The organism is Micromonospora sp. ATA51 (assembly GCF_016802855.1).
GTDB lineage: Bacteria > Actinomycetota > Actinomycetes > Mycobacteriales > Micromonosporaceae > Micromonospora > Micromonospora sicca.
Genome location: NZ_JAEVHJ010000035.1, coordinates 1 through 20,789 on the forward strand (window position 1 = coordinate 1; position 20,789 = coordinate 20,789).

At 72.3% G+C, this 20,789-nt stretch carries 19 protein-coding genes and 2 pseudogenes; 3 read left to right on the forward strand and 18 right to left on the reverse strand.

Annotated features, from left to right (window positions below):
* From nuoE to paaA, 14 genes are all read right to left on the reverse strand, one after another.
* Positions 1-1,019, reverse strand: a 1,019-nt coding sequence (gene nuoE / locus JNW87_RS08750; RefSeq protein WP_238453462.1) for an NADH-quinone oxidoreductase subunit NuoE, incomplete at its 3' end; no start/stop codon positions are given.
* 52 nt (positions 1,020-1,071) lie between these two features.
* The gene (locus JNW87_RS08755; protein WP_238453463.1) at positions 1,072-2,397 is read right to left on the reverse strand and encodes an NADH-quinone oxidoreductase subunit D; all 1,326 of its coding nucleotides are present in this window, start codon (positions 2,395-2,397) and stop codon (positions 1,072-1,074) included.
* Positions 2,394-3,128: an NADH-quinone oxidoreductase subunit C gene (locus JNW87_RS08760; protein WP_109801198.1), complete on the reverse strand. Its 735-nt coding sequence runs from the start codon at positions 3,126-3,128 to the stop codon at positions 2,394-2,396. Before JNW87_RS08760 ends, JNW87_RS08755 begins: the two co-directional genes overlap by 4 nt.
* On the reverse strand, positions 3,125-3,805 hold the full coding sequence (locus JNW87_RS08765) for an NADH-quinone oxidoreductase subunit B family protein (protein WP_109801197.1): 681 nt from the start codon (positions 3,803-3,805) through the stop codon (positions 3,125-3,127). The genes JNW87_RS08760 and JNW87_RS08765 overlap by 4 nt, the downstream gene beginning before the upstream one ends.
* A gap of 14 nt (positions 3,806-3,819) precedes the next feature.
* Positions 3,820-4,185, reverse strand: a complete 366-nt coding sequence (locus tag JNW87_RS08770) for an NADH-quinone oxidoreductase subunit A (protein WP_109801196.1) — start codon at positions 4,183-4,185, stop codon at positions 3,820-3,822.
* Between the two features lie 133 nt (positions 4,186-4,318).
* A complete protein-coding gene (locus tag JNW87_RS08775) occupies positions 4,319-5,596 on the reverse strand; it encodes a geranylgeranyl reductase family protein (RefSeq protein ID WP_109801215.1) in 1,278 nt (425 codons plus the stop codon).
* A gap of 134 nt (positions 5,597-5,730) precedes the next feature.
* Complete coding sequence (locus JNW87_RS08780) at positions 5,731-5,961, reverse strand: hypothetical protein (protein ID WP_109801195.1); 231 nt, start codon at positions 5,959-5,961, stop codon at positions 5,731-5,733.
* A gap of 91 nt (positions 5,962-6,052) precedes the next feature.
* Positions 6,053-6,763, reverse strand: a complete 711-nt coding sequence (locus JNW87_RS08785; protein WP_109801194.1) for a demethylmenaquinone methyltransferase — start codon at positions 6,761-6,763, stop codon at positions 6,053-6,055.
* Positions 6,764-7,081: 318 nt separating this feature from the next.
* Positions 7,082-8,272 carry a cyclic dehypoxanthinyl futalosine synthase gene (gene mqnC / locus JNW87_RS08790; protein ID WP_109801193.1) on the reverse strand — a complete coding sequence of 397 codons (1,191 nt, stop codon included), beginning with the start codon at positions 8,270-8,272 and terminating at the stop codon, positions 7,082-7,084.
* Between the two features lie 325 nt (positions 8,273-8,597).
* The gene (paaE, locus tag JNW87_RS08795) at positions 8,598-9,707 is read right to left on the reverse strand and encodes a 1,2-phenylacetyl-CoA epoxidase subunit PaaE (protein ID WP_109801192.1); all 1,110 of its coding nucleotides are present in this window, start codon (positions 9,705-9,707) and stop codon (positions 8,598-8,600) included.
* Positions 9,704-10,180: a 1,2-phenylacetyl-CoA epoxidase subunit PaaD gene (gene paaD / locus JNW87_RS08800; RefSeq protein ID WP_109801214.1), complete on the reverse strand. Its 477-nt coding sequence runs from the start codon at positions 10,178-10,180 to the stop codon at positions 9,704-9,706. The genes paaE and paaD overlap by 4 nt, the downstream gene beginning before the upstream one ends.
* On the reverse strand, positions 10,177-10,902 hold the full coding sequence (gene paaC / locus JNW87_RS08805; RefSeq protein WP_109801191.1) for a 1,2-phenylacetyl-CoA epoxidase subunit PaaC: 726 nt from the start codon (positions 10,900-10,902) through the stop codon (positions 10,177-10,179). The genes paaD and paaC overlap by 4 nt, the downstream gene beginning before the upstream one ends.
* Complete coding sequence (gene paaB, locus JNW87_RS08810) at positions 10,899-11,186, reverse strand: 1,2-phenylacetyl-CoA epoxidase subunit PaaB (protein WP_109801190.1); 288 nt, start codon at positions 11,184-11,186, stop codon at positions 10,899-10,901. Before paaB ends, paaC begins: the two co-directional genes overlap by 4 nt.
* Positions 11,183-12,253: a 1,2-phenylacetyl-CoA epoxidase subunit PaaA gene (gene paaA / locus JNW87_RS08815; RefSeq protein ID WP_109801189.1), complete on the reverse strand. Its 1,071-nt coding sequence runs from the start codon at positions 12,251-12,253 to the stop codon at positions 11,183-11,185. Before paaA ends, paaB begins: the two co-directional genes overlap by 4 nt.
* A gap of 367 nt (positions 12,254-12,620) precedes the next feature.
* On the opposite strand from paaA, the pseudogene JNW87_RS08820 reads away from it, so the two are divergent.
* Positions 12,621-13,570: pseudogene (locus JNW87_RS08820) on the forward strand (hypothetical protein).
* Entirely contained in the window at positions 13,570-14,505 is a 936-nt protein-coding gene (locus tag JNW87_RS08825) for a hypothetical protein (protein ID WP_109801187.1), read from the forward strand. The pseudogene JNW87_RS08820 and the gene JNW87_RS08825 overlap by 1 nt, the downstream one beginning before the upstream one ends.
* Before the next feature lie 97 nt (positions 14,506-14,602).
* On the opposite strand, the gene JNW87_RS08830 is transcribed toward JNW87_RS08825, so the two are convergent.
* The 3 genes from JNW87_RS08830 to JNW87_RS08840 all read right to left on the reverse strand — a co-directional run bounded on the left by JNW87_RS08830 (position 14,603) and on the right by JNW87_RS08840 (position 17,405).
* Positions 14,603-15,454 carry a menaquinone biosynthetic enzyme MqnA/MqnD family protein gene (locus JNW87_RS08830; RefSeq protein WP_109801186.1) on the reverse strand — a complete coding sequence of 284 codons (852 nt, stop codon included), beginning with the start codon at positions 15,452-15,454 and terminating at the stop codon, positions 14,603-14,605.
* A gap of 33 nt (positions 15,455-15,487) precedes the next feature.
* Positions 15,488-16,468, reverse strand: a complete 981-nt coding sequence (locus JNW87_RS08835) for an MFS transporter (RefSeq protein ID WP_238453464.1) — start codon at positions 16,466-16,468, stop codon at positions 15,488-15,490.
* A gap of 355 nt (positions 16,469-16,823) precedes the next feature.
* Positions 16,824-17,405 carry a helix-turn-helix transcriptional regulator gene (locus tag JNW87_RS08840; RefSeq protein ID WP_109801184.1) on the reverse strand — a complete coding sequence of 194 codons (582 nt, stop codon included), beginning with the start codon at positions 17,403-17,405 and terminating at the stop codon, positions 16,824-16,826.
* 214 nt (positions 17,406-17,619) lie between these two features.
* Here JNW87_RS08840 and JNW87_RS08845 point away from each other — a divergent pair.
* Positions 17,620-19,657: pseudogene (locus JNW87_RS08845) on the forward strand (HelD family protein).
* Positions 19,658-19,661: 4 nt separating this feature from the next.
* Here the strand turns inward: JNW87_RS08845 and JNW87_RS08850 are convergent.
* Positions 19,662-20,711: an oxidoreductase gene (locus JNW87_RS08850; RefSeq protein ID WP_109801182.1), complete on the reverse strand. Its 1,050-nt coding sequence runs from the start codon at positions 20,709-20,711 to the stop codon at positions 19,662-19,664.
* Positions 20,712-20,789 lie beyond the last annotated feature (78 nt).

The following is a 20,789-nucleotide window of genomic DNA, read 5'->3' on the forward strand; positions in this document are numbered from 1 at the left end:
GCGCCGGCGGCCGCCGCCTCCTGGGCGTCGCGCGGCGCCGGCGCGGTGCTGTCCGCCGGGACCTTGGTGCCGGGGGCGTCCGGCACGGCGGTCCGCGCGTCGGGCTGCCGGGTCTCGGCGGTACGCACCTGCGGCGACTTGTCGTCCGGCGCCTTCACGTCCGGGGCCGTGCTGCCGGCCACCGACTCCGGCTCGGCCGGCTCGGCCGTCCCCGCCTTCGCGGCGGGGTTGGCCGCCCCGTCTCCGCCCTTGACCGGGGCGGCGGCGGCCTCGGCGGGGGCGGGCTTGGCCGCCTCGGCCTTCGCCTTCGCCTGCGCCGCGGCCTGGTCGGCCTCGGCCTTGCTCCGGATCGGGGTGTTCGGGTCGAAGCCCGGCACCGCGATGCCGTGCTGCTCGGCCAGGCGCAGGCCGCGCAGGCTCGACTCGCCCGGGCCGCCGTCGGCGACCGCGCCCTCGCGCTCGTCGGCGAAGCCGGCGAGCTGCACGGCCATCTCCTTGAGCGTGCAGAGCCGGGCGCCCCGGGTCGGCATCGGCCGGCCACCGGCGCGCAGCTCCTCGACCACGCCGACCGCGCCCTGCGGGTCGACGCCGTCGAAGAAGTCGTAGTTGACGGTCATCACCGGGCCGTAGTCGCACGCCGCGAGGCACTCGGCGTGCTCCAGGGTGATCTTCCCGTCGGCGGTGGTCTCGTCGTGCCCGACGCCGAGGTGCTCGGCGAGGGTGTCGTAGACCTCCTGGCCGCCCAGCACGTTGCACATCGTGTTGGTGCAGACGCTGACCAGGTAGTCGCCGGTCGGCTTGCGCTTGTACATGGTGTAGAAGGTGGCCACCGCGCCGACCTGGGCCTTGTTCAGCCCGAGCACCTCGGCGCAGAACTCGACGCCGGCCGGGGAGACGTAGCCCTCCTCCGACTGGACCAGGTGCAGCAGCGGCAGCAGCGCCGAGCGGGACCGGTCGGCCGGGTAGCGGGCGATGATCTCCCGCGCCCGCTCGCGCGTCTGCTCAGTGAAAGTCGTCATCAGAGTCGCCTTCCGTTCGCGACTGCGGGGCTCGCAAGCTCACTCCTCGCGCTCACCGGTCACAACCACCCATCACGGGGTCCAGCGAGGCGCCACCGGCGATCACGTCGGCGATCAGGCCGCCCTCGGCCATCGCCGGGAGGGCCTGGAGGTTGACGAAGCTCGGCTCCCGGTAGTGCACCCGGTAGGGCCGGGTGCCGCCGTCGGAGACCGCGTGCACGCCCAGCTCGCCGCGGGGCGACTCGATGCCGACGTACACCTGGCCCGGCGGGACCCGGAAGCCCTCGGTGACGAGCTTGAAGTGGTGGATCAGCGACTCCATCGACTGACCCATGATCTTGGCGACGTGCTCCAGCGAGTTGCCCATGCCGTCCACGCCGATGGCGAGCTGCGCCGGCCAGGCGATCTTGCGGTCGGCCACCATCACCGGGCCCGGCTTCAACCGGTCGAGGGCCTGCTCGACCAGCTTCAGCGACTCCCGGATCTCGGCGAGCCGGACCTGGTAGCGGCCCCACACGTCGCCGTCCGGGTGGGTCGGCACGTCGAACTCGTACGTCTCGTAGCCGCAGTACGGCATGGTCTTGCGCAGGTCCCAGGCGAGACCGGCGGAACGGAGCACCGGACCGGTGACGCCGAGCGCCAGGCAGCCGGTCACGTCCAGCACCGCGACGCCCTTGGTCCGCTCGGTCCAGATCGGCTGCCCGGAGAGGAGGTCCTCGTACTCCTTGAGCTTCTTCGGCATCATCTTGAGGAAGTTCCGGATCTTGACGATCGCGTCGTCCGGCACGTCCTGCGCCAGGCCGCCCGGCCGCACGTACGCGTGGTTCATCCGCAGGCCGGTGATGGTCTCGAAGATGTCGAGGATGTGCTCCCGCTCGCGGAAGCCGTACAGCATGATCGAGATCGCGCCCAGCTCCATGCCGGTGGTGGCCAGCCAGACCAGGTGCGAGGAGACCCGGTTCAGCTCCATCATCAGCACCCGGATGGTGTTCGCCCGCTCGGTCACCTCGTCGGTGATGCCGAGCAGCTTCTCCACCGCCAGCGCGTACGCCGTCTCGTTGAACAGCGGCGCGAGGTAGTCCATCCGGGTCACGAACGTCGAGCCCTGGACCCAGTTGCGGTACTCCAGGTTCTTCTCGATGCCGGTGTGCAGGTAGCCGACGACCGAGCGGGCCTCGCGGACCGTCTCGCCCTCCAGCTCCAGGATCAACCGGAGCACGCCGTGCGTGGACGGGTGCTGCGGACCCATGTTGACGACGATCCGCTCGTCGTTGATCGGGTCGGTGCCGGAGACGACCTGGTCCCAGTCCCCACCGGTGACGGTGAAGACCCTGCCCTCGGTGGTCTCGCGCTCGGTCGCGTAGTTCGACGTGGTCACTGGTAGGACCTCCTACGGTCCGGCGGGGGAATTTCCGCACCCTTGTACTCGACGGGGATGCCGCCGAGCGGGTAGTCCTTGCGCTGTGGGTGCCCCTCCCAGTCGTCCGGCATGAGGATCCGGGTCAGGTTGGGGTGGCCGTCGAAGACGATGCCGAACATGTCGTACGCCTCCCGCTCCTGCCAGTCGGCGGTCGGGTAGACGGCGGTGACGCTCGGCAGGTGCGGGTCCTCGACGGAGACCGCGGCCTCCAGCCGGACCCGGCGCCGGTAGGTCATCGAGGTGAGCTGGTAGACCACGTGCAGCCGGCGCTCGTCCGCACCCAGGTAGTCCACCCCGGACACCGAGGAGCACAGCTCGAAGCGGAGCGCCAGGTCGTCCCGCATCACCTGGCAGACCTCGGCGATCCGCTCGGGGCGGACGTGCAGGGTCAGCTCGCCGCGGTCGACGACGACCTTCTCGATCGCGTCGCCGAAGGCGGGGTACGCCTCCTCCAGCGCGTCGCGGACCTCGTCGAAGTAGCCGCCGTACGGCCGGGGGGTCTCCTCGACCGGCTTGCGCTGGCGGACCAGGCCGCCGTAGCCGGAGACGTCGCCGGTGCCGTGCATGCCGAACATGCCGCGCCCGGCCGGGCTGGCCGGCGGGTACTCCGCCGGTGCGCCGCTGGTGGCGCCGGCCGGGGTCGTCGGCACCGGCACGCCGCCGTTCGCCTTGTTGTCAGGTGCGGTCATTTCTTCACGCCCTCGTGCGGGTGGAGGTGGTTCTGAGCCTTCATCCAGTTCTCGATCCGCAGCTGCTCCTCGCGCCCCTCGCGGACCGCCTTCGTCCACTCGGCACGCCGGGCCTTGTCGTTGCGGTACGACGACGGCATCGAGCCGTACGGCACGACGGGCACGTCACCGCGCTCCTTGCGGGCCTCCAGCATCTTGCGGCCGTTCGCGCCCAGCGGCTCGTACATGATCTTCTCGCGGAGCTTGAGGATCGCGTCGATGAGCATCTCCGGCCGGGGCGGGCAGCCCGGGAGGTACATGTCGACCGGCACCACGTGGTCGACGCCCTGGACGATGGCGTAGTTGTTGAACATGCCGCCGCTGCTCGCGCAGACGCCCATGGAGAGCACCCAGCGGGGCTCGGCCATCTGGTCGTAGATCTGGCGCAGCACCGGGGCCATCTTCTGGCTCACCCGGCCGGCGACGATCATCAGATCCGCCTGGCGGGGCGAGGCGCGGAAGACCTCCATGCCCCAGCGGCCCATGTCGTAGTGCGGACCGCCGGCCGCCATCATCTCGATGGCGCAGCAGGCCAGGCCGAAGGTGGCGCCCCAGACGGACGACTTCCGCGACCAGTTGACCAGCTTCTCCACGGAGGTGAGCAGGACGCCGGCGGGAAGCTTCTCCTCGATACCCATCTGCCGTACCTCCCTCAGTCCCAGTCCAGGCCGCCGCGCCGCCAGACGTAGGCGTAGGCGACGAAGACCGCGACGATGAACATGACCATCTCCACGAAGCCGAAGATCGGCAGGGCGTCGAAGGAGACCGCCCAGGGGTAGAGGAAGATGATCTCGATGTCGAAGACGATGAAGAGCATCGCCGTCAGGTAGAACTTGACCGGGAACCGGCCACCGCCGACCGGCTGCGGGCTCGGCTCGATGCCGCACTCGTACGCCTCGAGCTTGGCCTTGTTGAAGCGCCGGGGACCGGCGAAGCGGGCGGCGGCCACGGAGAACAGCGCGAACCCCGCGGCGAGGGCGAACAGCCCGATGATCGGTGCGTAAGGCGAGAGCGTCATCGTTATCTCCTGCTCGTCCTTCCCTGCCCTCGGTGGCTGGCCAAAATCACACTATTCACGTCCCTCACGACCTCGGCCGGCGGGGGGGTCGATCTTTGTCGGATCCCGGCCGTCGCCGGCCGGGAACCCGTTGTCAGACGGCGGGCGCGACCTTCGTCATCGCGTTGATGACCCGGTCCATCGAGTCGCCACCGCGCGGATCGGTCAGGTTGGCCAGCAGCTTGAGCACGAAGCGCATCAGCGTCGGGTGCGGCATGCCGTGCTTGGTGGCGAGCCGCATGATCTCCGGACGGCCGATCAGCTTCACGAAGATGCCGCCGAGCCGGTAGTAGCCCCCGAAGCGGGCCTTCAGCTCCTGCGGATATGCCATCAGCGCCCGTTCCCGCTCGGCGCCGGCCGGCCGGGCGAGCGCCTGCACCGCGATCTCCGCGGCCAGCTCGCCGGACTCCATCGCGTACGCGATGCCCTCGCCGTTGAACGGGTTGACCATGCCGCCGGAGTCGCCGACCAGCATGACCCCGCGGGTGTAGTGCGGAACCCGGTTGAAGCCCATCGGCAGCGCGGCGCCGAGGATCGGGCCCTCCGCGTTCGCCTCGTCGGTCATCCCCCAGTCCTCGGGGGTGTTGGCCAGCCAGTCGGTGAGCAGCCGCCGGTAGTTCGTCCTGCCGAAGGCGGAGGAGGAGTTCAGCACGCCGAGGCCGACGTTGACCCGCCCGTCGCCCAGGCCGAAGATCCAGCCGTACCCGGGGAGCAGGTTGTCGCCACTGTCCTTGCTGCGCAGCTCCAGCCACGACTCCAGGTAGTCGTCGTCGTGCTTGGCCGGCGAGCGGTAGTAGCGCCGGACGGCCACCCCGATCGGCCGGTCCTCCCGCTTGGCCAGCCCGAGGGCGAGCGGGAAGCGGCCGGACACGCCGTCCGCGGCGACCACCAGCGGGGCGTGGAAGGTGGCCGGCTCCTTCTCCGGGCCGACCTCGGCCTGCACGCCGATCACCCGATCGTCGGCGTCGAGCACCGGGCCGATGACGTTCACGCTGGTGCGCAGCTTCGCCCCGGCCGAGACGGCACGCTGGGCGAGCAGGTCGTCGAAGTCGAGCCGGGTACGGACCAGGCCGTAGTTGGGGAAGCTGGCCAGGTCGGGCCAGTCCAGTTCGAGGCGTACCCCGCCGCCGATCACCCGCAGGCCCTTGTTGTGCAGCCAGCCGGCCTCGGGCGAGGTGTCCACGCCCATCCGGATGAGCTGCCGCACGGCGCGCGGGGTGAGCCCGTCGCCGCAGACCTTCTCCCGGGGGAACTCGGTCTTCTCCAGCAGCAGCACGCGGACGCCGTGCCGAGCCAGGTGGTACGCGGTCGCCGATCCTCCGGGACCGGCGCCCACGACGATCACGTCGGCGTCGTTCTCCACCGCGGTCATCTGCGCCTCCTCCCGCATGCTCGTGAAATGCTTCACAAGCCGATCGGGTTGGAGTCTATGACCGGGGTTACACCGGTAGGCGGTGAGGGGTACCTAACTTCGTGGAAACGCGCCGGTAGGGGCCCACTTCGGCGTCAGGGCAGGGTGTGGGCGGCCGTGTCCAGCCCGGCATCGACCCGGATCGCCTCGGGCAGGTGGTCCCGCAGCGCGCCCCCGGCGGCGCGGTCGAGCGCGGCGAGCACCTCGGCGACCACCTGACGGACGTCGGCGGGATCGGCGCCGGCCAGCTCCTTGAGCTGCGCGATGAGTTCCGCGGCGTCGTCGTCGGTGGCCGCCGTCGCGGCCGCCTGGTCTCGTCCCGTCATGGGGCGAGCCTACGGGGCAAAGTGGACTAAAAACGGATATTCACGAAAAAGACGCTTCTCTGGCCCGCGAGGCTTGCGACGCCGCGTCGGGTCAGTCGCGGATCGCGCGGTGCAGCGCCACCACGCCGCCGGTGAGGTTCCGCCAGGCCACCCGGCCCCAGCCGGCCGCGCCGATCCGCGCGGCCAGCGCCGCCTGGTCGGGCCAGGCCCGGATCGACTCGGCGAGATAGACGTACGCGTCGGGGTTGCTGGAGACCGCGCGGGCCACCGCCGGCAGGGACCGCATCAGGTACGACAGGTAGACGGTCCGGAAGGCCGGGTTGACCGGGGTGCTGAACTCGCAGACCACCAGCCGGCCGCCCGGCCTGGTCACCCGGGCCAGCTCGCGCAGCGCGGCGTCGGTGTCGTTGACGTTGCGCAGCGCGAAGGAGATGGTCACCGCGTCGAAGCTGGCGTCGGCGAACGGCAGCCTCAGCGCGTCCCCGGCCAGCAGCGGCACCTGCGGACGGGTCCGCTTGCCGGCGTGCAGCATGCCCAGCGACAGGTCCGCCCCCACCGCGTACGCCCCGGAGTGGGCCAGTTCCTCGGTCGAGACGCCGGTGCCCGCGCCCACGTCCAGCACCCGCTCGCCGGGGCGCAGGCCGAGCGCCGCCCGGGTGGCCCGCCGCCAGAACCGGTCCTGCCCGAAGGAGAGCACGGTGTTGGTCAGGTCGTAGCGGGCCGCCACGCCGTCGAACATCGCGGCGACCTCGTGCGGCTGCTTGTCCAGGCTGGCGCGCTGGCCCTGCGGGGTACGGCTCACCCCTCCACTCTGCCAGCCGGTCCCCAGCCAACGGTGGACGGGTACCCGTCGCCGGGCGGAGCGGACGTCACGACCGGAAGGGACAGCAGGGGCGGGATGGTGACCCATCCCGCCCCTGCTGCCGTGCGTTATGTGAACGGCCCTCGCGGGCCGATGGAGGACGATCGTGGAGAGCTCGCCGTGCGGCGAAGGAAGCTACGAGCCGGCACGTTAGCGGCACGCGATCACGACCGCCACTCCCCGCGCCGAACCCTGACCGTTCGGCCGACCGCCCTGCGGCTCGGGACGGTCGACCGCGCGGGACGTCGCGGGCAGGGGTCAGTTGACCTCGACGAGCGGGAGCGACTTCCCGACCCCGCCACCCGGAATGGCGATCGAGGAGAAGTGCGAGACCACCCGGTCGTCGCTCGGGTCGTCGGCCGGCGTGCGGTGCACGGCGAGCCGGTTGTAGAGGGTGTCCCGCTGCGCCGGGATCCGGTCGGCCGAGCGGATCATCCCGATCAGCTCGTGCAGGTTGGAGCGGTGCCGGGCGCCCGCGGAGGAGATGACGTTCTCCTCCAGCATGATCGAGCCGAGGTCGTCCACGCCCATGTGCAGGGCGAGCTGGCCGGCATCCTTGCCGGTGGTCAGCCAGGAGGCCTGCAGGTGCGGCACCGTCTCGAAGAAGAGCCGGGCCACCGCGACCAGCCGCAGGTACTCCAGGGTGGTGGCCTGGGTGCGGCCCTTCAGGTGGTTGTTCTCCGGCTGGTACGTCCACGGGATGAAGGCCCGGAAGCCCTGGGTGCGGTCCTGCACGTCGCGGATCATCCGCAGGTGCTCGATCCGCTCGGCGTTGGTCTCGCCGGTGCCCATCATCATCGTCGCGGTGGACTCGACGCCCTGCCGGTGCGCCAGCTCCATCACCTCGAGCCAGCGCGCCCCGGACTCCTTCAGCGGGGCGATCGCCTTGCGCGGGCGGTCCGGCAGCATCTCCGCGCCGGCCCCGGCGATCGAGTCCAGGCCGGCTGTCTTGATCCGGGCGATGGCCTCGTCGAGGCTGACGCCGGAGACCTTGGCCATGTGCAGGATCTCGCTCGGGCCGATGGAGTGGATGGCGAGCTGCGGGTACGCCTTCTTCACCGAGGAGAAGAGCTCCTCGTAGTACTCGACGCCGTAGTCCGGGTGGTGGCCACCCTGGAGCATCACCTGGGTGGCGCCCAGCTCGACCGCCTCGCCGCAGCGGCGCAGGATCTCCTCGGTCGGGTGGGTCCACCCTTCCTTGTGCTTCGGCGCCCGATAGAACGCGCAGAACTTGCACGCCGTCACGCAGACGTTCGTGTAGTTGATGTTGCGGTCGATCAGGTAGGTGACGATGTTGTCCGGGTAGCGCCGCCGGCGCACCGCGTCCGCCGCCTCGCCGAGCGCGTGGAAGGGCGCCTCGGTGTAGAGCAGCAGGGCCTCCTCGGGCGTGATGCGCCCGCCGTCCGCGCCGCGCTGCAGGATGTCGTCGATCTCCCGGCTCACCGTCACGCCCCCGAGCCTACGTCGCCGGTTCCGACCCGGCGACGCGCGGCCGCCCGATGTGACGTCCTCGGCCTTCGGTCCTGCCAGGGCCACGGGGCGTTACGCCGGCATCCGCTCCGACACCCCGATCCGCCGCCTTTGCTCTGCTTCAACATACGCAACAGCCACCCAAAGTAAGCGGGCTCTTCTCGTCATGCCGGGCGGTCAAGGAGAGAAGAGCTGATCAGGGCGGTGTTGCCTCTGCTGAAGCAGAGCAAAGGCCGGAACAGGGGATGTCACGCTCGACCGCGGCCGTCACCCAGCGCAACCTTCGACGCGAGCCGCCCAGGGATCACGCGTCGTAGTCGACCGTCAGCTTGTCGGTGACCGGGCTCGACTGGCAGGTGAGGACGTAGCCGGCGGCCACCTCGTCCGGCTCCAGTGCGTAGTTGCGGGCCATGGTCACCTCGCCGGAGACGACCTTCGCCTTGCAGGTGGAGCAGACGCCGCCCTTGCAGGCGTACGGCAGCTCGCCGCGGACCTTGAGAGCGGCGTCCAGCACCCGCTCGTCACGGCCCATCGTGAAGTTCGACGAGCGGCCGTCCAGCACGATCGTCACCTCGGCCCCCGCGCCGGGCTCGTCGCCCGGGCGGCGCACCGGCTCCGGCGGCGCGTCGACGTGGAACAGCTCCGTGTGCACCGCCGGCTCCGCCAGCCCACGGCCGGTCAGCACCGCCTTCGCGTCCACCACCATCCCGTACGGGCCGCAGAGGAACCACTCCTCGATCGCGTCGCCCGGCACGATGGTGTCCAGCAGCCGGCCCAGCCGGTCGGCGTCGATCCGCCCCGACAGCAGCGGCGACTCGCCCTGCTCGCGGGAGAGCACGTGCACCAGGTGCAGCCGGGTCGGGTAGCGGTCCTTCAGGTCCGCCAGCTCCTCCGCGAACATCACCGTGTTGGCGGTGCGGTTGCCGTACACCAGGGTGAAGGTGCTGGCCGGCTCGACGGCCAGCGCGGTCGCGACCAGCGCGAGCACCGGGGTGATGCCGGAACCGGCCACCACCGCGCCGTAGTGGCGCACCCGGTCGGGCGCGAACGCCGTGGTGAAGTGCCCCAACGGGGGCAGCACCTCGACGGTGTCGCCGCCGCGCAGCGCACCGCAGGCGAACGCGGAGAAGGCGCCGCCGGGGATCTCCCGCACCCCGATCCGCAGCCGGCCGTGCCGGGCCAGGTCGTCCGGAGTGGAGCAGATCGAGTACGACCGCCGCACGTCCTCCCCGCCCGCACCCGTGCGCCGCACGGTCAGGTGCTGGCCGGCGGAGAACGCGAAGGTCTCCCGCAGCTCCGCCGGCACGGCGAAGGTGACCGCCACGGAGTCGTCGGTGAGCCGGTCGACGGCGGCCACGGGAAGCGGGTGGAAGGCCGGCCGGCGACGGACCGGTCGGGTGATGGTGACAGTCACAGCGCCTTCAGGTGGTCGAAGGGTTCGGAGCAGGAGCGGCAGCGCCACAGCGCCTTGCACGCGGTGGAACCGAAGCGACTGACCTGCTCGGTCTCCGGGGAGCCGCAGCGCGGGCAGCGCACGGCGAGGGTCAGCGGCACGACGTTGCCGGCGCTGACCGGTGCCGGCGGGGCGATGCCGGCGGCGGCGAGCTTCGCCCGGCCGCTGTCGGAGATCCAGTCGGTGCTCCAGGCCGGGCTGTAGACCGTACGGACCTCGGCGTCCGGGTGGCCGGCGGCGGCGAGCGCCCGGCGGATGTCCGCCCGGATCACGTCCATCGCCGGGCAGCCGGTGTAGGTGGGGGTGATGGTGACGACGACCCGGCCGGTGGCCGGGTTCTCCTCGACCGCCCGCAGGATGCCCAGCTCGTCGATGGTGATGACCCGGATCTCCGGGTCCACCACCGCCGCCGCGGCCGCCCTGGGGTCGGTCACCACTTCGCCCCCGGATGCGCCCGGTGCAGCACCTGCATCTCGGCCAGCAGGTAGGAGACGTGCTCGGTGTGCACGCCGTCCCGCCCACCACCGGGCGTCCAGCCGGTCTCGGGCCGGGTGAGCGTCGCCTCGGCGAGCACGGTGGAGACCGTGGCGTCGAAGTCGGCCCGCAGGGTGGCCGGGTCGACCGGCGCCGCCGGGTCCGCCGCGAACAGCTCATGGGTGTACGGCCAGACCTCGTCGACCGCGGCCTGCATCCGGCGGTGCGACTCCTCGGTGCCGTCGCCGAGCCGCTTCACCCAGAGCGCGGCGTGGTCCAGGTGGTACGCCGACTCCTTGCGCGCCTTCGCCCCGATCGCGGCCAGCCGCTCGTCGGCGCAACCGGCCAGCGCGGTGTAGAGCGGCAACTGGTACGCCGACAGGAAGAACAGCTTCGCCATGGTGACCGCGAAGTCGCCGTTGGGCAGCTCGACCAGGAGGCAGTTGCGGAACTCCCGGTCGTCGCGGAGGAACGCCAGCGCGTCCTCGTCCCGGCCAGCGCCCTCCAGCTCACCCGCGTACGTCAGCAGCAGCCGGGCCGCGCCGAGCTGGTCGAGGGCGATGTTCGCCAGGGCGATGTCCTCCTCCATCTCCGGCGCGCGGGAGGTCCACTCGCCGAGCCGCTGCGCCGCGATCAACGCGTCGTCGCCGAGGGAGAGGACGAAGTCGAAGGAGCCGGTCACAGGTGGGCCACCCCGTCCGGGACCTCGTAGAAGGTGGGGTGGCGGTAGACCTTGTCGGCCGCCGGTTCGAAGAAGGCGTCCTTCTCGTCCGGGCTGGACGCGGTGATCGCGGCCGCCGGCACCACCCAGATCGAGACGCCCTCCTGACGGCGGGTGTAGACGTCCCGCGCGTTGCGCAGGGCCAGCTCCGCGTCGGGGGCATGCAGGCTGCCGACGTGGGTGTGCGACAGCCCGCGCCGGGCCCGGACGAAGACCTCCCAAAGAGGCGACGATTCCCTGCTCACGCGGCCACCTTCTCCTTGTTGTTCGCCGACCGCTTCGCGGCGTACGCGGCGGCGGCCTCGCGCACCCAGGCGCCGTCGGCGTGGGCGCGGCGGCGGTGTTCCATCCGCTGCCGGTTGCACGGCCCGTTGCCCTTGATCACCTGCATCAGCTCGTCGTAGTCGGGCTGGGTGTAGTCGTACGCCTGGCGCTCGTCGTTCCAGCGCAGGTCCGGGTCGGGGATGCGCAGGCCCAGGATCTCGGCCTGCTGCACGCACATGTCCACGAAGCGCTGCCGCAGGTCGTCGTTGGAGAATCGCTTGATCTTCCAGGCCATGGACTGCGCCGAGTGGGTCGAGTCTCCGTCCGGCGGCCCGAACATGGCCAGTGACGGGTACCACCAGCGGTCGACCGCGTCCTGGGCCATCGCCTTCTGCCCGGGGGTGCCGTGCGCCAGGGTGTGCAGGATCTCGTACCCCTGGCGCTGGTGGAACGACTCCTCCTTGCAGACCCGGATCATCGCGCGGGCGTACGGCCCGTAGGAGCAGCGGCAGAGCGGGACCTGGTTGACGATCGCCGCGCCGTCCACCAGCCAGCCGATCGCGCCCACGTCGGCCCAGGTCAACGTCGGGTAGTTGAAGATCGAGCTGTACTTCTGCCGGCCGCTGATCAGCAGCTCGACCAGCTCGTCCCGGCTGACCCCCAGGGTCTCCGCCGCGGCGTAGAGGTAGAGGCCGTGGCCGGCCTCGTCCTGCACCTTGGCCAGCAGGATGGCCTTGCGCTTCAGCGAGGGGGCGCGGCTGATCCAGTTCCCCTCGGGCTGCATCCCGATGATCTCGGAGTGCGCGTGCTGCGCGATCTGCCGGATCAGCGTCTTCCGGTACGCCTCGGGCATCCAGTCGCGCGGCTCGATCTTCTGATCGGCGTCGATCACGTCCGCGAAGTACGCCTCGAGGTCCTCGTCAGGGGCCGGCCCGCCGCGCCGGGCCCGGGCGGCGGCCTCCCGCAGCGCCGCCTCGGCCGCCTCGACCTCGCCGAGCAGGCCACCGCCGGGCGCGTCGTCCGGCGCGGAGAAGTCGTTGCCATACATGAGGCCAGTGTTACAGCTCGCGACCGATGACACCAGAGGGTGTAACAGGAAACCGGCCACACCTTCCGTCGCCGGCTGACCGCTCCCAGTGAGAGCCGCCGACCTGCGCAAACCTGTGAGTTGGGCCACTGCGGGAGGGGGAATCCTCCCAACGGCGGCATAGCGGCAGATTGCCCCGCCTTCACGGCGAGTTCACAGGCGGCAGATCCTGGCGTCGGGCCTGTCCGGAAGTAGACTTCCCCCGGCACACCGATCGGCTGCTGACGATCGCCACCGGCTCACGGCCATTCCCCCGGCCCCGGCGATCAGGCCGTACCCATTCGGAAAAGCCGGTCCCCCCGGCCAGACATCTGGAGCTCACCCACTCATGCGACCTCGCGTGACCATGGTGCTCGCCATCGTGGCGGTCCTTCTCGGTGGCGTCATGCTGGTGCCCGCCGCGTACGCCCGCCTCTCCGGTGGGAGCGCCCTCGCCAGCATCGGCGGCATCGGCGGCGGGGAGAACGTGCCCGCTCCCGCGCCCACCACACCGCCCCCGCCGACCCTGGCCGCGGCCCGGTCTCGGTGGACTTCAAGGGGAAGTTCTTCTCCTGGGCGCTGATGGACCGGAAGACCGGGGAGATCAGCGGCGCGCAGAACATGACCGCGACCAATTCGACCGAGTCGATGATGAAGGCGTGGATCGTCTCCGACTACCTTCGGCAACTCGGCGACAAGCCGCTGAGCGCGACCCGGAAGAAGCAGATCGTCACCGCCATTCGGGACAGCAACGACATCTCCGCCGAGTCGCTCTACAACGCCGGCGGGCGCCGGCCAGTGCTGGAGCGGCTGATCAAGATGTGCAAGCTGACCGACACGAAGATCGAGCCGACCAAGGCGAAGTGGGCGTACACCCAGATGTCGCCGCAGGACGCGGTGCGGATGGGTGACTGCATCGGTGACGGCACCGCCGCCGGACGGAAGTGGACGAGCTTCGTCCTCAGCGAGATGACCAAGGTCCGGGGTGACGTCGAGGACCAGCAGACCACCCAGGGCGGTGGCCGGTGGGGGATCATCGACGGCCTGCCGGACGAGATCAAGGCGCAGGGACCGGTCAGCATCAAGAACGGGTTCACCATGCTCTGGGCGGACGTCCAGTGGCACGTCAACTGCCTCGCGGTGACCGACAAGTGGACCCTCGCGGTGATGATGCGCTACCCGCAGAAGCTCGGCCTGGCGTACGGCGCCAAGGTCTGCGCCAGCGTCACCACCCAGCTCGTCACCCCGCAGCCTGGCGCGGCCCTGAAGGTGCCGCAGCAGCCGGTCGGGAAGCTCTGATGGCTGGCACCCGGCGCCGTCCGGGCAACGACCACCGGCCGCTCATGTACGGCGCGGTCGCCGTCATCCTGGTCGGACTGGTGCTCGTCTCGCTCCGGGTGGTGCCCGGCTCCCCGCTGCGCCCGACGGCCAGCTCGCACTCGGCCGGGTCGCCCGGCCGGTCCACCAGCGCGGCCACCGACCGCAGCAGCCGATCCCAGCCGACCCCGTCGCCGTCCCCTTCCCTGGAGCCGCTGCCGTTCCAGGCCCAGGATCTCGACCTCGACATCAAGGGCTGGTACGCCTGGAGCGTGCTGGACAAGCGGACCGGCGAGATCATCGGTTCCAAGAACATGGGTGAGACCAGCACCACCGCCTCGATGATCAAGTCGTGGATCGTCGCCGACTACCTGCGCCGGGCGGACGAGGCCGGGCAGACCCCGAGCAGCGCCAAGCTCGCCGACGCCACCCAGATCATCCGGGACAGCGACAACACCCGGGCCGAGCAGTTCTACAACAACGTCGGCCGGTCGGCCTCGATCAAGCGACTGCTCTCGACCTGCGAGCTCACCGACAGCAAGGTGGCCGCGGACGGCGGCTGGAGCCGGACGAACCTCTCCCCCCGGGACACCGCGCGGCTGGGGCTGTGCATCTCGGACGGCCGGGCCGCCGGGCCGAAGTGGACGAAGTGGCTGCTCAACGAGATGCGGCTGGTCCGCGGCGTCGGCGACTTCGGCATCCGCAAGGCGTTCCCGGCCGCCGAGCAGAAGACCATCGCGATCAAGAACGGCTGGATCGACCGCACGCGGGAGCAGGAGATGCACATCAACTGCCTCGCCATCGGCGACACCTGGACGATGGGCGTGATGGTCCGCTACCCGATCAACATGGGCTACGAGTACGGCATGAAGAACTGCCAGAAGATCACCGAGGCGCTGCTCCGCCCGGCCACCTGAGCCGTCTCCGCTTCGCCGACGTGGCGGTGTCCCGACCCCGGGATGCCGCCACGTCGTCGTTTCAGACCGGCCGGCAGAACCGGAGCGGCCGGCCTGGTCAGCCGGCGAAGAACTCGGGGCCGCCCTCGGGCAGGGCGGGGACCTCGCCGATCGCGGCGGCCCGCCGGGCGAACTCGCGCAGGCCGGCCACCTGCCGCTCGCCCAGGGAGAAGTCGAGGGTGCGGAAGTAGGTCGCCAGGGTCGCCGCGTCGAACGGCTCCCACCGGGCGGCCGCCTCGGCGACCTGGTCCAGCTCGGCCAGGCAGAGGTCACGCGAGCGCAGGAACGCCTCGTGCACCTCCTTGACCATGCCGGGGTGGGCGGCGGCGAAGTCGCGGCGGACCGCCCAGACGGCGAAGACCATCGGCAGCCCGGTCCAGTCCCGCCAGGCCTGGCCGAGGTCGGTGACCTCCAGGCCCCGGCGGGGCGCCTCGTAGAGGGCGCGCAGCGCCACGTCCCCGATCACCACCCCGGCGTCGGCCTCCAGCAGCATCTGGGTCAGGTCCGGCGGGCAGCGGAAGTACTCGGGGCGGACGCCGTACCGCTCGGCGAGCAGGAGCTGGGCCAGCAGGACGCCGGTCCGGGAGGTCGAGCCGAGCGCGACCCGGCGGCCGTCCAGCTCGGCGAGGGGCTTGGTGGAGACCACGTTGACGGAGAGGACCGGGCCGTCGCTGCCGACCGCGAGGTCCGGCAGGAGCAGCAGCTCGTCGGCGTGCCGCAGGTACTCCACCTGCGAGATCGGCCCGATGTCCAGGTCGCCGGCGACCAGCGCGGCGTTCAGCCGGTCCGGCGAGTCCTTGTGCAGGTCGACGTCGAGCAGCGCGCCGGACCGCATCAGCCCCCAGTAGATCGGCAGACAGTTCAGGAACTGGATGTGTCCGACACGGGGGCGGGTGATGCGGTCAGCCATGCCCCGACCGTATCCCCGCCGCCGACGGCCGGCTCACCGGGATGGCGTCGGAGTGGCCAACTCCGCAGCCGCCACGCGGTCGACCGCCGGGCCGCGGTCGTCCGGTCGGGCCACGGCCGCCCGCTCGGCGCGGACCGCCCGGCGGACCGGGACCGCCACCGCGGCGACCACGAGCAGGCCGGCCACCCCGCAGCCGGCGACCAGCGGCCGGGGTTCGGCCAGCTCCAGCAGCAGGCCGCCGACCAGGAACCCGGCCATCCCGGCCCCCTGGACCGCGGCGCCGAAGACGGCGAACGCCCGGCCCCGGGACGCCTCGGGAACCCGGCGGGCCAGCAGCAGGTTGTTGAAGACGTTGTCGCCCCCGTTGGCCACCCCGCCGAGCAGCCAGATCGGCACGAGCAACGCCGCGGACGGCACCGCCGCCGAGGCCAGGACCGCCAGGCAGCAGCCGCCGAGCAGGGCCAGACCGGCGCCGAGCAGCGCGCCGTCGTCCACCAGCCGCCGGGCGAGCCGGGCGAAGAGCCAACCGCCGAGCACGATGCCGAGCGTCCAGGCGCCGGTCACCACGCCGTACACGGTGGTGGAGCTGCCCAGCGTCTCCCGGATGAAGAAGACCTCGATCACGTTGATCGCCCCGACCGCACCGATCACCGCGGCGAGGGTGCCGACCATCACGACCAGCAGCGGGTCGCGGCGCAACCGCCAGCCGGTCGTGGCCGTCCCGGGCCCGGTGGCCGCCGGGTCCGCCCGTCGGGAGCCGCCCCGTCGGGTACGGATGAGCAGCCCGGCCGCCACCAGCGCGAGGTAGCTGCCGGCGTCGACGAGCAGTGGCAGGCGCGCGCCGAACTCGCCGACCAGCACCCCGGCCAGCGCCGGCCCGGCCAGCGCGCCGAGGGTGCCGGCGGTCTGGTTGAGGGCGCTCGCCCGGGGCAGGTCCGCGGCCCGGACCATGGCGGGCACCAGCGCGGCGAGCACCGGCTGGGTGACCGCGAGCCCGGCGGCGAGCACCGCCACCAGGGCGATGACCAGGACCGGATCGTCGGCGTACGCGAGGGCGAGGCAGACCCCGGCCTGGGCGAGCGGCGATCACCAGCAGGAGCCGGCTGTCCACCCGGTCGGCGAGGCGTCCGGTCAGCGGGGCGAGCGCCACCAGCGGCAGGGTGGCCGCGAGCAGCAGGCCGGAGACGGCCAGGCCGCCCGCCCCGGCGGACTGCAGGGCCAGGGTGAGGGCGCTCGCGGCGAGAAAGTCCCCACAGCTGGAGATGCCCCGCGCGGCCGTGGTGAGCCAGACGTCGGACCAGCGCGACGACCAGATGTGAAGGCCATACTTCGAAAATAGTGCTTCACATCTGGTCCGCACAAGCCCCCGTCAATCGATGGGCAGCGCCCGGTACTGCACGGCGACGGTGCGGGCGCCCGCCGGCGGGTCCCTGCGGATCCGCCGGCGGTAGGGCGCCATCAGCTCCTGGATCGACTCGTTGAGCCCGGCGAGTTCCTCGGCCGTGAGCAGCAGCAGGGTGTCGCTGAGCCGGGCGGCGTCGTACCACTCCGGCGGCTCGTCCGCCGCCCGGTCGAGCCAGTCGAATGTCCGCTGCGCGTCGCGGGCCGTGTGCGCCTCCACCAGGGCCCGCTCGGCGGCCCGCGCCTCGGAGCCGGCCGACCGTCCGGGCTCGATGTAGTAGGAGGGGCTGAACGCCCGCCACACCCGCTCCCGCGCGTCACCCCGGCTCGGCGCCGGCTCGATCAGCCCGAACTTCGCCAACGCCCGCAGGTGGTAGCTGGTCGCGCTCGGCGACAGGCCGGCGATCTCGGCGCACTCGGTGGCGGTCGCGCCGCCCTCCAGTGAGCTGAGATGTTCCATGATCGCGATTCGGGCCGGATGGGCCAGCGCCCGCATCACCTGCGGGTCGCTGATCGTCACCCGGCGCTGCTCGGGGCGCGCCTCGGTCATCCCCCCATGATCCCGCCCGCCGGCCGACCGGGCCAACGGCCGACCCGACGGGGTGGCATGCCGGATATCCGGTTGCCCACCCAGCTGGCGGGAGTAGGCTGCCCTGTCCCGCCTGACGGCCGAGGTGTGTAGCACCGCACCGGACGTCCCCGCGCCGACCCACCGGTCGGAAACGCGAGCGGCAGTGTTTTTCCCCGTGTCGAGGAGTACGTGGATGACCCTGCACGCCCAAGAACAGACCCTGGACGACGAACTCGTCGCCGAACGCGCCCACCTGGACCTCTCCCGAGCGGCGCTGCGCCGGATGCGGGAACGCGCCGAAGCCCTCTTCGCCGGCGGCGAGCAGGTCGCCGGCGACCCGTACGCGGCGGAGATGCTGGGCCGCACCCTCGCCCGGCGGGTCGCCGAACTCGCCGACGACCCGACCACCCCGCTCTTCTTCGGCCGGCTCGACTTCGGCGACACCGACCCCGACCACGCCGGGCGGGAGTACCACGTCGGGCGGCGGCACGTCACCGACGAGGCGGGCGAGCCGCTGGTGCTGGACTGGCGGGCCCCGGTCTCCCGCTCCTTCTACCGGGCCAGCGCCCGGGACCCGCAGGGCGTCGCGATCCGCCGCCGGTTCGGCTTCAGCAGCGGCCTGCTCACCAGCTTCGAGGACGAGCACCTGGACCGGGGCGAGGAGCTGGGCACCGCCAGCCGGATCCTCACCGCCGAGATCGAGCGCCCCCGCGTCGGGCCGATGCGGGACATCGTCGCCACCATCCAGCCCGAGCAGGACGAGCTGGTCCGCGCCGACCTGGCCGACTCGATCTGCGTCCAGGGGGCGCCCGGCACCGGTAAGACCGCGGTCGGGCTGCACCGGGCCGCGTACCTGCTCTACCTGCACCGGGAACGGCTGCGCCGCTCCGGAGTGCTGATCGTCGGGCCGAACCGGGCCTTCCTGTCGTACATCGCGGCGGTGCTGCCGGCGCTCGGCGAGGTCGAGGTCGCGCAGGCGACGGTGGAGGACCTGATCGCCCGGACGCCGGTGCGGGCCGTGGACGATTCGGCCGTCGCGGCCCTCAAGCACGACGTCCGGATGGCCGAGGTGCTGCGCCGCGCCGTCGACGCGCACATCGGTGCGCCGACCGAGCCGATCATGGTCTCGGACGGCTCGTTCCGCTGGCGGATCGGCCTCGACCCGCTGCACCGGGTGGTCGAGGAGACCCGCCGGGAAGGGCTGCCGTACGCCACCGGCCGGGAGCGCGTCCGGGCCCGGGTGGTGGGGCTGCTGCAACGCCAGTCCGAGGCCCGCCGCGCCGAGTCACCGAGCGACGCCTGGCTGCGCCGGATGGCCAAGGCGAAGCCGGTCACCGCCTTCCTCGACGCGGTCTGGCCGGCGCTCACCCCGGAAGGACTCGTGCACACCCTGCTCGCCGACCCGGACGCGCTCGCCACCGCCGCCGACGGGCTGCTCACCGCCGAGGAGCAGGCACTCCTGGCGACCGGGACGAAGCTCGGCCGCACCCCGAAGGCCGCTAAGTGGACCGCGGCCGACGCGGTCCTGATCGACGAGGCGGCCGGGCTGATCGAGCGACCGGCCGGCTTCGGGCACGTGGTGGTCGACGAGGCGCAGGACCTCTCCCCGATGCAGTGCCGGGCCATCGCCCGGCGCAGCGAGCACGGCTCGATCACCCTCCTCGGCGACCTGGCCCAGGGCACCGCGCCGTGGGCCGCCACGGACTGGCGGGAGTCCCTGGCGCACCTGGGCAAGCCGGACGCGGTGGTGGTGCCGCTGAGCATCGGCTTCCGGGTGCCGGCGGTGGTGGTCGCGTTCGCCAACCGGCTGCTGCCGGCCCTCGCCGTCGACGTACCGCCGGCCGAGTCGCTGCGCCGCGACGGCGCGCTGGACGTGCGTACGGTGGCCGACCTGACCGTGGCGGCGGTGGCCGAGGTGCGGGCGGCGCTCGCGCACGACGGCTCGGTCGGCGTGATCGCCGCCGAGGACGCGGTGGACGGGCTCCGGGCGGCGCTCGCCGACGCGGGCGTCGAGACCGCGAGCGCGACGACGTGGCGACCGCGGCGCGGGTCACCGTGGTGCCCGCGACCCTGGTCAAGGGCCTGGAGTACGACCACGTCGTGGTCGTCGAACCGGCCGCGATCGTCGCGGCGAACCGCGCGGGCTGCACCGCCTCTACGTGGTGCTGACCCGGGCGGTCTCCCGGCTCTCGGTGCTGCACCGGGAGCCGCTGCCGGACCCGCTCGGCTGACCCGTCAGCGCCAGCTCAGCCGGGCCACCCGCCCCTGCTCGCCGGAGGCCCAGCAGGCGCCCGTCGGGGTGCACTCCACCGCGTCGAAGCTGCCGGTGTCGAAGCGCCGCCAGGTCCGGCCGCCGTCCCGGCTGGCGTCGCTGCCGGTCGGGCCCACCGCCAGGGCGGTGCCGCCGTGCGCCCAGGCCGCCCCGGACCGGTACTCGCCGGGCTGCGCGTCGGCGACCGTCCAGCTGCGACCGCCGTCGGTGGAGCGGGCCGCGCCGTCCGGAGCGCTGGTCGGGCTGGCGAAGTCGCCGCCCAGCGCGATGCCGTGCCGGGGGTCGCGGAAGGCCAGCGAGTAGATGCCGGCGGACGGGCCACCGGGCACCGGGGTGTCGGCGGCCTGCCAGCTCAGCCCCCGATCGTCGGTGCGGAAAACCCGTGCGGTGGACGCGCCGCCGGTGGCGAACCAGGCCCGGTCCGGGCCGTGGTCGGCGGTGATCAGACAGGTGCCGCTCGCGGCGAACGCGAACTCGCCGGGCAGCGCGGCGGGCATGCCGGCGGTGGGCAGCACCGACCAGGAGCGCCCACCGTCGGCGGTGGCGATCAGCCGGAACCGGCCGTCCACCGGGTCCGACAGGGCCAGCCCGTGCCGATCGTCGAAGAAGGCGAGGCAGTCGTAGAAGGCCGCGTCGTCCGGGTTGCGGAAGGTCTCCGCCCAGCTCCGCCCGCCGTCGTCGGTGCGGTAGACCCGGGACTCGCCGCCCGGCCCGATCGACAGGACCACCGCCCGGCGCGCGTCGAACGCCTCGATGTCCCGGAACTGCAGCGGTACGTCGGTGGGCGGCCCCACCTGCGCCCAGTGCCGTCCACCGTCGACGGTCCGCAGCACGGTGGAGCCGCTGCCGCTGGCCCAGGCGACCCGGCCGTCCACCGGGGCGAGCCCCCGCAGCCGGGCGGTCACCCCGGCGTCGGTGAGCTGCCAGCTCGGCTCCGGGCGCCAGGTGGCCCCGGAACCGGTTGCGAGGACGGCGGCGGCCAGGATGAGACAGGTGAGCGCACGCATCCGCATGCGCCGGAACCTACCGGAGATCGGCGACAACCGATACCACCGGCACCCTCCGGTGGCCCGGAGCGGCTATACAGGAGC

Bases quoted from the DNA above. Each gene is read 5' to 3' on its own strand.
- JNW87_RS08760 (WP_109801198.1), bottom strand. From the start codon at position 3,128: ATGACCGCACCTGACAACAAGGCGAACGGCGGCGTGCCGGTGCCGACG.
- JNW87_RS08765 (WP_109801197.1), bottom strand. From the start codon at position 3,805: ATGGGTATCGAGGAGAAGCTTCCCGCCGGCGTCCTGCTCACCTCCGTG.
- JNW87_RS08770 (WP_109801196.1), bottom strand. From the start codon at position 4,185: ATGACGCTCTCGCCTTACGCACCGATCATCGGGCTGTTCGCCCTCGCC.
- JNW87_RS08775 (WP_109801215.1), bottom strand. From the start codon at position 5,596: ATGACCGCGGTGGAGAACGACGCCGACGTGATCGTCGTGGGCGCCGGT.
- JNW87_RS08780 (WP_109801195.1), bottom strand. From the start codon at position 5,961: ATGACGGGACGAGACCAGGCGGCCGCGACGGCGGCCACCGACGACGAC.
- paaA (WP_109801189.1), bottom strand. From the start codon at position 12,253: ATGTATGGCAACGACTTCTCCGCGCCGGACGACGCGCCCGGCGGTGGC.
- JNW87_RS08825 (WP_109801187.1), top strand. From the start codon at position 13,570: ATGGCTGGCACCCGGCGCCGTCCGGGCAACGACCACCGGCCGCTCATG.
- JNW87_RS08830 (WP_109801186.1), bottom strand. From the start codon at position 15,454: ATGGCTGACCGCATCACCCGCCCCCGTGTCGGACACATCCAGTTCCTG.
- JNW87_RS08840 (WP_109801184.1), bottom strand. From the start codon at position 17,405: ATGACCGAGGCGCGCCCCGAGCAGCGCCGGGTGACGATCAGCGACCCG.
- JNW87_RS08850 (WP_109801182.1), bottom strand. From the start codon at position 20,711: ATGCGGATGCGTGCGCTCACCTGTCTCATCCTGGCCGCCGCCGTCCTC.